At 67.8% G+C, this 7604-nt stretch carries 10 protein-coding genes; 6 read left to right on the plus strand and 4 right to left on the minus strand.

Going from position 1 to position 7604, the window contains the following annotated elements:
- Positions 1-48 precede the first annotated feature (48 nt).
- The gene (tkt, locus tag LQR33_RS04225) at positions 49-2037 is read right to left on the minus strand and encodes a transketolase (RefSeq protein WP_231467740.1); all 1989 of its coding nucleotides are present in this window, start codon (positions 2035-2037) and stop codon (positions 49-51) included.
- Between the two features lie 241 nt (positions 2038-2278).
- Between tkt and LQR33_RS04230 the strand changes: the two genes are divergently transcribed.
- Entirely contained in the window at positions 2279-3016 is a 738-nt protein-coding gene (locus tag LQR33_RS04230) for a BPSS1780 family membrane protein (protein WP_166438739.1), read from the plus strand.
- A 78-nt stretch (positions 3017-3094) separates the two neighbouring features.
- Here LQR33_RS04230 and LQR33_RS04235 read toward each other — a convergent pair whose 3' ends face one another.
- The 3 genes from LQR33_RS04235 to LQR33_RS04245 form a co-directional block, all read right to left on the minus strand.
- Positions 3095-3766 (minus strand): O-methyltransferase, encoded by a 672-nt coding sequence (locus tag LQR33_RS04235; protein WP_231467742.1) that lies wholly within the window; start codon positions 3764-3766, stop codon positions 3095-3097.
- 14 nt (positions 3767-3780) lie between these two features.
- A complete protein-coding gene (locus LQR33_RS04240; protein WP_231467744.1) occupies positions 3781-4398 on the minus strand; it encodes a glutathione S-transferase family protein in 618 nt (205 codons plus the stop codon).
- A gap of 99 nt (positions 4399-4497) precedes the next feature.
- Positions 4498-4767 (minus strand): hypothetical protein, encoded by a 270-nt coding sequence (locus tag LQR33_RS04245; RefSeq protein WP_166438736.1) that lies wholly within the window; start codon positions 4765-4767, stop codon positions 4498-4500.
- A 99-nt stretch (positions 4768-4866) separates the two neighbouring features.
- Here LQR33_RS04245 and LQR33_RS04250 point away from each other — a divergent pair, with 99 nt between their 5' ends.
- From LQR33_RS04250 to LQR33_RS04270, 5 genes are all read left to right on the plus strand, one after another.
- Entirely contained in the window at positions 4867-5589 is a 723-nt protein-coding gene (locus tag LQR33_RS04250) for a helix-turn-helix transcriptional regulator (protein WP_166438735.1), read from the plus strand.
- Between the two features lie 58 nt (positions 5590-5647).
- The gene (locus tag LQR33_RS04255) at positions 5648-6040 is read left to right on the plus strand and encodes a VOC family protein (RefSeq protein WP_166438734.1); all 393 of its coding nucleotides are present in this window, start codon (positions 5648-5650) and stop codon (positions 6038-6040) included.
- 22 nt (positions 6041-6062) lie between these two features.
- Positions 6063-6437 (plus strand): DUF4440 domain-containing protein, encoded by a 375-nt coding sequence (locus tag LQR33_RS04260; RefSeq protein ID WP_221665471.1) that lies wholly within the window; start codon positions 6063-6065, stop codon positions 6435-6437.
- Between the two features lie 151 nt (positions 6438-6588).
- A complete protein-coding gene (locus LQR33_RS04265; RefSeq protein WP_231176528.1) occupies positions 6589-7113 on the plus strand; it encodes a hypothetical protein in 525 nt (174 codons plus the stop codon).
- 84 nt (positions 7114-7197) lie between these two features.
- The coding region (locus LQR33_RS04270) for a hypothetical protein (RefSeq protein WP_231467746.1) at positions 7198-7604 on the plus strand (407 nt) is incomplete at its 3' end.

The following is a 7604-nucleotide window of genomic DNA, read 5'->3' on the forward strand; positions in this document are numbered from 1 at the left end:
GCACGGCAAAAAAAGACCACCGAGTCGCCCCGGTGGTCTGTTTACGTCTTAACGCAGAACGGCGCGGATCTTGGCGACCACGTTTTCCACGGTGAAGCCGAATTCCTTGAACAGCTGGCCGGCCGGCGCGGATTCGCCGAAGTGGTCGATGCCGACCACGTCGCCTTCCAGGCCGACGTACTTGCGCCAGAAGTCCGGATGGCCGGCCTCCACCGCCACGCGCGGCAGGCCCGCCGGCAGCACGCTCTGCTGCCAGGCCTTGTCCTGGGCGTCGAACACATTGGTGCAGGGCATGGACACCACGCGCACCGGCACGCCCTCGGCGGCCAGCGTTTCCTGCGCCTTCAGCGCCAGCTCCACTTCCGAGCCGGTGGCGATCAGCACCGCGCGCGCGTTCTCGGCGTCGCGCAGCACGTAGCCGCCCTTCTTGATCGCGGCGGTCTGCGCGGCGTCGCGGGCGACGAAGGGCAGGTTCTGCCGGCTCAGCACCAGGCTGGACGGGGTGGTTTTCTGCTCGATCGCGTGCGCCCAGGCCACCGCGGTCTCGGTGGTGTCGCACGGACGCCAGACGTGGTGGTTGGGGATGTAGCGCAGCGTGGCGGTCTGTTCCACCGGCTGGTGGGTCGGGCCGTCTTCGCCGAGGCCGATCGAATCGTGGGTGAACACGAAGATCGGGTTGATCTTCATCAGCGAGGCCATGCGCAGCGCGTTGCGGGCGTATTCGCTGAACATCAGGAAGGTGCCGCCGTACGGGCGCAGGCCGCCGTGCAGCGTCATGCCGTTGATGATGGCGGCCATGCCGAACTCGCGCACGCCGTAGCTGATGTAGTTGCCCTTGCCTTCGCCGTCTATCCACTTGCTGCCGGACCAGTTGGTCAGGTTGGAGCCGGTCAGGTCGGCGGAGCCGCCGACGAACTCGGGCAGAGACGGAGAGAACGCTTCCAGCGCGATCTGGCTGGCCTTGCGGGTGGCCACGGTCTGGGCAGCGTCGGCGATCTTGGCGATGGCGGCGGCCTGGGCTTCGGCCCAGCCGGCCGGCAGCTCGCCCGCCATGCGGCGCTCGAACTCGGCGGCCAGCTGCGGGTGGGCGGCGCGGTAGGCGTCGAAGCGCTTGTTCCATTCGATCTCGGCGACGGCGCCCTGGTCGCGGGCGCTCCACTCGGCGTAGATCTCGGACGGGATCTCAAACGGCGCGTGCGGCCACTTCAGCAGATCGCGCGCGGCGGCGATCTCGGCGGCGCCCAGCGGCGCGCCGTGGCAGTCGTGGCTGCCCTGCTTGGTGGGAGCGCCGAAGCCGATGGTGGTGCGGCAGCAGATCAGCGTCGGCTTGTCGGCGCTCTTCTTGGCGGTGGCGATCGCGGTGGCGATCTCGGCCGGATCGTGGCCGTTGACGTTGCGGATCACCTGCCAGCCGTAGGCTTCGAAGCGGGCCGGGGTGTCGTCGCTGAACCAGCCTTCGACGTGGCCGTCGATCGAGATGCCGTTGTCGTCCCAGAACGCGATCAGCTTGGAGAGGCCCCAGGTGCCGGCCAGCGAGCACGCCTCGTGGCTGATGCCTTCCATCAGGCAGCCGTCGCCCAGGAAGGCGTAGGTGTGATGGTTGACGATTTCATGGCCGTCGCGGTTGAATTGGACGGCCAGCATCTTCTCGGCCATCGCCATGCCGACGGCGTTGGTGATGCCCTGGCCCAGCGGGCCGGTGGTGGTTTCCACGCCCGGCGCGTAACCGTATTCCGGGTGGCCCGGCGTCTTGGAGTGCAGCTGGCGGAAGTTCTTGAGGTCGTCGATGGAGAGATCGTAGCCGGTCAGGTGCAGCAGGCTGTAGATCAGCATCGAGCCGTGGCCGTTGGAGAGGACGAAGCGGTCGCGGTCGGCCCAGGCCGGGTTCGCCGGATTGTGCTTCAGGTGATCGCGCCACAGGACTTCGGCGATGTCCGCCATGCCCATCGGAGCGCCGGGGTGGCCGGATTTGGCTTTTTCCACGGCGTCCATGGAGAGGAAGCGAATAGCGTTGGCAAGCTCGGTGCGGGTAACCATGCAGGTAAAACCTCAAGACTATTGGGAACCGGTACGACGGTCCATCCCTCGCGCTCGATGCGGCTGGCGACAGGGGCACTCCGTCGCAAAACCGCGAGATTATCGCCGATTTTGCCCTTTCCCGGCAACCGGCCGTCCCGGCGCAAATTGAGTACAATCAGGCATAAGCAACGATCAAACGCATTCTTTCGACATATTCGATCAACATCGCGCGCCCGAGCGCGCCTTTCCGGAGAACCCCATGCAGCAACCCAACAGTCCGCCCATCCATCGCAAAGTCGGCGCCGGCCAAGGCTGGCGCTGGTTCGTGGAAGCGTTCCAGATCGTGCGCCAGCAACCGTTGACCTGGGTGCTGCTGACCCTGGTCTACCTGGTGATCCAGATCGCGCTGAGCGTGGTGCCGGTGCTGGGCGACCTGGCCAGCGCGCTGATCGGCCCGCTGTTCGCCGCCGGCTTCGTGATGGCCGCCGCCAAGTCCGAGCGCGGCGAGGAGCTGGAGCTGGCCGACCTGTTCGCCGCCTTCCGCCAGATGCCCGGCCCGCTGCTGCTGCTGGGCGCGATGATCTTCGGCCTGATGCTGGTGGTGATCGTGGCCGCGGTGGCGATGGGTGTGTCCGGCGGCCTGATGGGCGGCCTGCTCGGCAAGGCGGCCGGGGCGGGCGCGTCCACCGCCGCGGGCGGCGGCGCCGCCGTCGCGCTGGGGGCGCTGGCCCTGATCGGCGGCGTGCTGGTGGGCATGGCCTACTGGTTCGCGCCTGCCATGGTGGCGCTGAACCGCATCGATCCCTGGCCGGCGCTGCGCGCCAGCCTGAAGGCCTGCCTGAGCAACTGGCTGCCGCTCTTGGTGGCCAGCCTGGTGCTGGGCCTAAGCTGCATGGTGGCTTTGCTGCCGCTGGGCCTGGGCCTGCTGCTGTGGATCCCGGTGGCCTTCGTCACCGCCTACACCGGCTGGCGCGACGTGTTCGCGCCGCAGCAGTAAGCCGCGCGGCCGGCAAGGCCGCGCAGCCAAACGAAACGGGCAGGGCCTCTCGGCGCCTGCCCGTTTTCGCTTCCGCGCTCAGCGTTCGACGATGGCCAGCGCGAAACCGTCGTAGCCCTTGCCGCCCACGGTTTGGATCGCGGTGGCGGACAGCCGGGGATGGCTGCCCATCAGCTCGATGAAACGGCGGGTGCCGACGATGGCCGGATCGGGATTGGCCGGATTAGCCACCTCGCCCTGGCGCGCGACATTGTCGCCGACGATCACCGTGCCCGGTCGCGACAGCCGCAGCGCCAGCTCCAGATACACCGGGTTGTTGGGCTTGTCGGCGTCGATGAACACCAGGTCGAACGGCGCCGCGCCGTCGTCTATCAGGCGTTGCAGCGAGTCCGCGGCCGCGCCCTGGATGATGTCCACCTTGCCGGCGACGCCGGCGCGGGCCAGATTGGCGGCCGCCACCTCCACATGCCGGGCTTCGTATTCCAACGTCACCAGCCGGCCGTCGGCCGGCAGCGCGCGCGCCAGCCAGATCGTGCTGTAGCCGCCCAAGGTACCAATCTCCAGAATCCGCCGCGCGCCGTGGATGCGCGCCAGCAGATTCAAGAACTTGCCCTGGTTGGGCGCCACATTGATCGCCGGCAGCCCGGCGGCGGCGCTGTCGGCCAGCGCCGCCTCCAGCGCGGCGTCCTGCGGGACCAGCTGTTGGCAGAAATAATCGTCCACCGCGTTCCATTGCGCTTGCATCGTCATCTCTCGGTTCTCCATCAGGCCACGCCCTCGCCCCCGTGGGCCTGGTAGGCGGGGCGGCGGCGCAGGCGCTCGAAATAGGCTTCGACTTTCGGCAGCGCCGGCTTGTCGAATGGCGTCAGCAGCCAGCGCTGCACCGATACCCCCAGCACGATGTCGGCCAACGTGAATGTCTCGCCCCGCAGCCAGCCCTCGCCCAACTGCGACTCCAGCACCGCCATCTGCTTGTTCCACGCCGCCACGCTATCGGCGATGCGCGCCGGATCGCGATGCTCCGGGCTGTTGCGGCTCAGCGCGTGGAAGGCGTAGCTCCAGGCCGGATTCAGATCGGCGGCCTGCCAGTCCATCCAACGCTCGACCTGGGCGCGCGCCGCCGGATCGGCTGGCAGCAAGTCGTGGCGGCCGTGCTTGGCGGCCAGATAGCGGCAGATGGCGTTGGACTCGGACAGCCTCACCTCGCCGTCCACCAGCGCCGGGATCATGGAGAACGGATTCAGCGCCAGGAATTCCGGATCGGAAACCGGGCGCACGCCGCGCCCCCAGTCCTCGCGTTCGTAGTCGAGACCGATTTCATGGCAGGTCCACAGCACCTTGCGGACATTGATGGAATTGCTGCGGCCGAGAATGCGGAGCATGGCGGCTTCCTCGCGGTGGGGAAACGGCCAGTATAATCCGATTCATGCCGGATGATTATTTAGTCGGCGCCTGCCGCGCCGAATATCCGCAAACCGCCGCTAGGCCTCCTCCAGCCCCGCCCTTAGCAGTCGGGCGTGCAGCACCATGTTCTCCAGCGCCAGCCGCGCGGTGGCGGCCAGGTAGACCATCATCCGCTTGGCTTCGTCCGGCTCTTCGGCACGGAACACCAGTTCGCGCTCCAGCAGCGAATCGACGATCAATTCGCGCAGGTTTTGCTCGTCGAACGGCAGGTCGGCGTAATCGATCGGGTCCTCCGACTCCACGTCCTCCACCAGGCACAACAGGCTTTCGCGACTAAGCATGTCCATGGTTCCCTCCCGCGTGACGGCCCGGCGGGCCCTTGATTCAGTGTAGCCGCTCGCGCGTTGGCGCTACACTTGGCAACCCCGCAGCCGACGATCACACCCATGCGCAAAGCCGAACGCCTGTTCCAACTGGTCAACCTGATCCGCGCCCGCCAGCCCATCACCGCGGCGGAGCTGGCCGAGCGGCTGAGCGTGTCGGTGCGCAGCATCTACCGCTACATCGACGATCTGTCGGTCAACGGCATCCCGGTGTACGGCGAGGCCGGCGTCGGCTACCGGCTGGACGAAAACTTCGAACTGCCGCCGCTGACGCTGAACTCGGCCGAGCTGGAAGCGCTGACGCTGGCGATGGACATGCTGTCGCGCGCGGTGGGCAACGACCTGAGCCGAGCGGCGCAAAGCCTGCTGGCCAAGATCTACGCCAGCCTGCCCGACGCGCGCGCCAGCGACGGCGGAGGCGAGGTGCTGGCCTTCACCGAGCCGTTCGACGACGCGCACAAGGCGCGCTGGGACCAGCTGCGCCTGGCCATCTCCGAGCGCGCGGCGCTGGACATCGACTATTTCAGCCTGGCGCAGGCCCGCACCCGGCGCACGGTGTTCCCGCTGGGCCTGCTGTACTGGGGCGGCAAGTGGACGCTGGTGGCGTGGTGCGGCCTGCGCGGCGACTACCGCAGCTTCCGCGTCGACCTGATCCAGGCGCTGCGGCGGACCGAATCCTCGCCGCCGCCATCGCACGCCAGCCTGGCCGACTACCTGCGCCGGCAGCAGCAGGCGTGGCGGCGCGAGCATGCCACTGACAATACGCTGTCAGCAGGGGCATTCTAAACTGTCGCATGGGCGCGGCAGTCTGAACCATTCCGCCGCCCGCAACGAAAGGAAAACCATGCTTTCCCATCCCTTCTGCGTCCGGCTCGCCGTGCAGGATGCCGGCGCCACGCTGGACTTCTTCGAGTCGCTCGGCTACGAAGTCGTCCGCGACAGCCTCTCCCGGCACGAAACCGTGTACGCAGTCCGCGAGGGCGGCGCCACGCTGTTCACCGTGCAGCCGCGCGCGGGCGCCTGCGCCTTCCTGCCGCGCCCGGCATCCAGCCTGTCGCCGGCCAGCGCCATCTTCTACCTGCGCGTCGACGACATCTTCGCCAAGCTGGACCAGGCGGGCGACAAAATAGACATCATCGCCAGGTACGAGGACGACCACTGCCGGATCTGCTACTTCCCGGACCCGGACGGCCACGTGTTCGCCTTCATCGAGCGGGAAGAAGAGGAAGCCGCGTGACCTCATGCGCTATGCTTCAGGCATGAACGCGATCCCTATTCCCTCCCTGCCGCTGCTGCTGTCATTGGAGGAAGGCGTATGGCGGGCCTTCGTGGCCGGCGACGCCGATGCCGACGCCGCGCTGCTGGACGACGACTTCGTCGGCGTCTACGCCAGCGGCTTCTCCAACCGGGACCAGCACGTCGCGCCGCTGCGCGCCGGCCCGGCCGCCGTCCGCTACCAGCTGGACCAGGCGCGGCTGGTCTGGACCGCTCCCGGCGCCGGCCTGCTCAGCTACCGCGCGCAATGGCTGCGCCCCAACGCCGAACAGGAGGAAACCATGTACATCTCCTCGTTGTGGCTGCACCGGGACGGCCAGTGGCGCAACCTGTTCAGCCAGGACACCCCAGTCCCATAGTCCAGGCCCTGCGCGGCGCGGCTTCACGCGGCGCGATCATGCGCGTTGACAGAAATGGCGGCTTATCCACAAAGCCCGCCAATCCTCTCGTTTATCCACAGCCATCGCCGATGGCATGAGGCCACTCCCAGACTGGCCAAGGAGACCGTCCATGCGCATGTCCCGCTCCACCCTCCTCGCCCTGCTAGCGCTGAGCGCCGCGCCGCAGATCCACGCCGCGGCCTGCACCTCCAACGCCAATGTCCAAACCAGCGCCAAGTCCGACGCCGACAACCGCGCGGCCGGCGGCAAGGGCGGCCACGTCGGCCTGCACATGAAAAACGCGGCGCTGCCGCTGCCGCCCAGCGGCGCGCAAAGCCAGATCGACAAGTCGGTGTTCGAAAACTGGGCCGCGTTCAAGCAGTCCTTCGATAAATGGAGCAAGGACACCACCAAGCCGCACGTCAACTGCGGCACCAGCGGCGGCCCCAAGGACATCGTCGACGCCGGCCTGGTCGGCGTCACCCAAGGTTGGAAATGCACCAAGGCCGGCGACAACGGCCTGTGCGAAACCTGGCAGAAATTCACCCCGGTCAAGGTCTGCTTCTGGTATTACAACGCGCCCGGCAGCGGCGGCACCGCCGGCAAATGGTTGCTGAACACCGCCTATCCGTCGCTGAACGCGGATTGTTCCTGACGCCTTGTCCCCCGTCATGGCCGGCATGCTGCCGGCCGCGGCCGCTCTGCTAGAATGACGGCTTCGACTCTCCATTTCCCCTCCATGCGCAGCCGCCTCTCCGCCGTCGTCGCCAGTTGGCCCTTCCTGATCTCGCTTCTGCTGTTGCTGGCCAACGACTGGTGGCTGAAACCAAGCCATCCGGGCTGGCTCAGCGGCAAACTGTCCGATTTCGCGGGCCTGATGCTGATCGGCCTGCTGCTGCAGGCTGCCTGGCCGCGCCGCTTTCTGGCGTCGGCCGCCGGCCTGGCGCTGGCCTGGCTGTGGTGGAAAAGCCCCATATCGACGCCGGCGATCCAGTCCTTCAACACCGCGCTGCCGTTCGCCATCGCCCGCACCGTCGACTACGGCGACCTGATCGCGCTGTGGGTACTGCCGCTGTGCCGGCTGGCCTGGCTGCGGCATGAGCGGATGGCCGCGCTGCCGGCGGCCGCGCGCCGCTGGTTGGCGCC

Origin of the sequence: Chromobacterium piscinae (assembly GCF_021129175.1) — a bacterium.
Taxonomy (GTDB): domain Bacteria; phylum Pseudomonadota; class Gammaproteobacteria; order Burkholderiales; family Chromobacteriaceae; genus Chromobacterium; species Chromobacterium piscinae.

What these genes read in the sequence shown, in the direction of transcription:
- LQR33_RS04230 (WP_166438739.1), top strand. Translation starts at nt 2,279, where the DNA reads ATGCAGCAACCCAACAGTCCGCCCATCCATCGCAAAGTCGGCGCCGGC.
- LQR33_RS04245 (WP_166438736.1), bottom strand. Translation starts at nt 4,767, where the DNA reads ATGGACATGCTTAGTCGCGAAAGCCTGTTGTGCCTGGTGGAGGACGTG.
- LQR33_RS04260 (WP_221665471.1), top strand. Translation starts at nt 6,063, where the DNA reads ATGAACGCGATCCCTATTCCCTCCCTGCCGCTGCTGCTGTCATTGGAG.
- tkt (WP_231467740.1), bottom strand. Translation starts at nt 2,037, where the DNA reads ATGGTTACCCGCACCGAGCTTGCCAACGCTATTCGCTTCCTCTCCATG.
- LQR33_RS04250 (WP_166438735.1), top strand. Translation starts at nt 4,867, where the DNA reads ATGCGCAAAGCCGAACGCCTGTTCCAACTGGTCAACCTGATCCGCGCC.
- LQR33_RS04235 (WP_231467742.1), bottom strand. Translation starts at nt 3,766, where the DNA reads ATGACGATGCAAGCGCAATGGAACGCGGTGGACGATTATTTCTGCCAA.
- LQR33_RS04240 (WP_231467744.1), bottom strand. Translation starts at nt 4,398, where the DNA reads ATGCTCCGCATTCTCGGCCGCAGCAATTCCATCAATGTCCGCAAGGTG.
- LQR33_RS04265 (WP_231176528.1), top strand. Translation starts at nt 6,589, where the DNA reads ATGCGCATGTCCCGCTCCACCCTCCTCGCCCTGCTAGCGCTGAGCGCC.
- LQR33_RS04255 (WP_166438734.1), top strand. Translation starts at nt 5,648, where the DNA reads ATGCTTTCCCATCCCTTCTGCGTCCGGCTCGCCGTGCAGGATGCCGGC.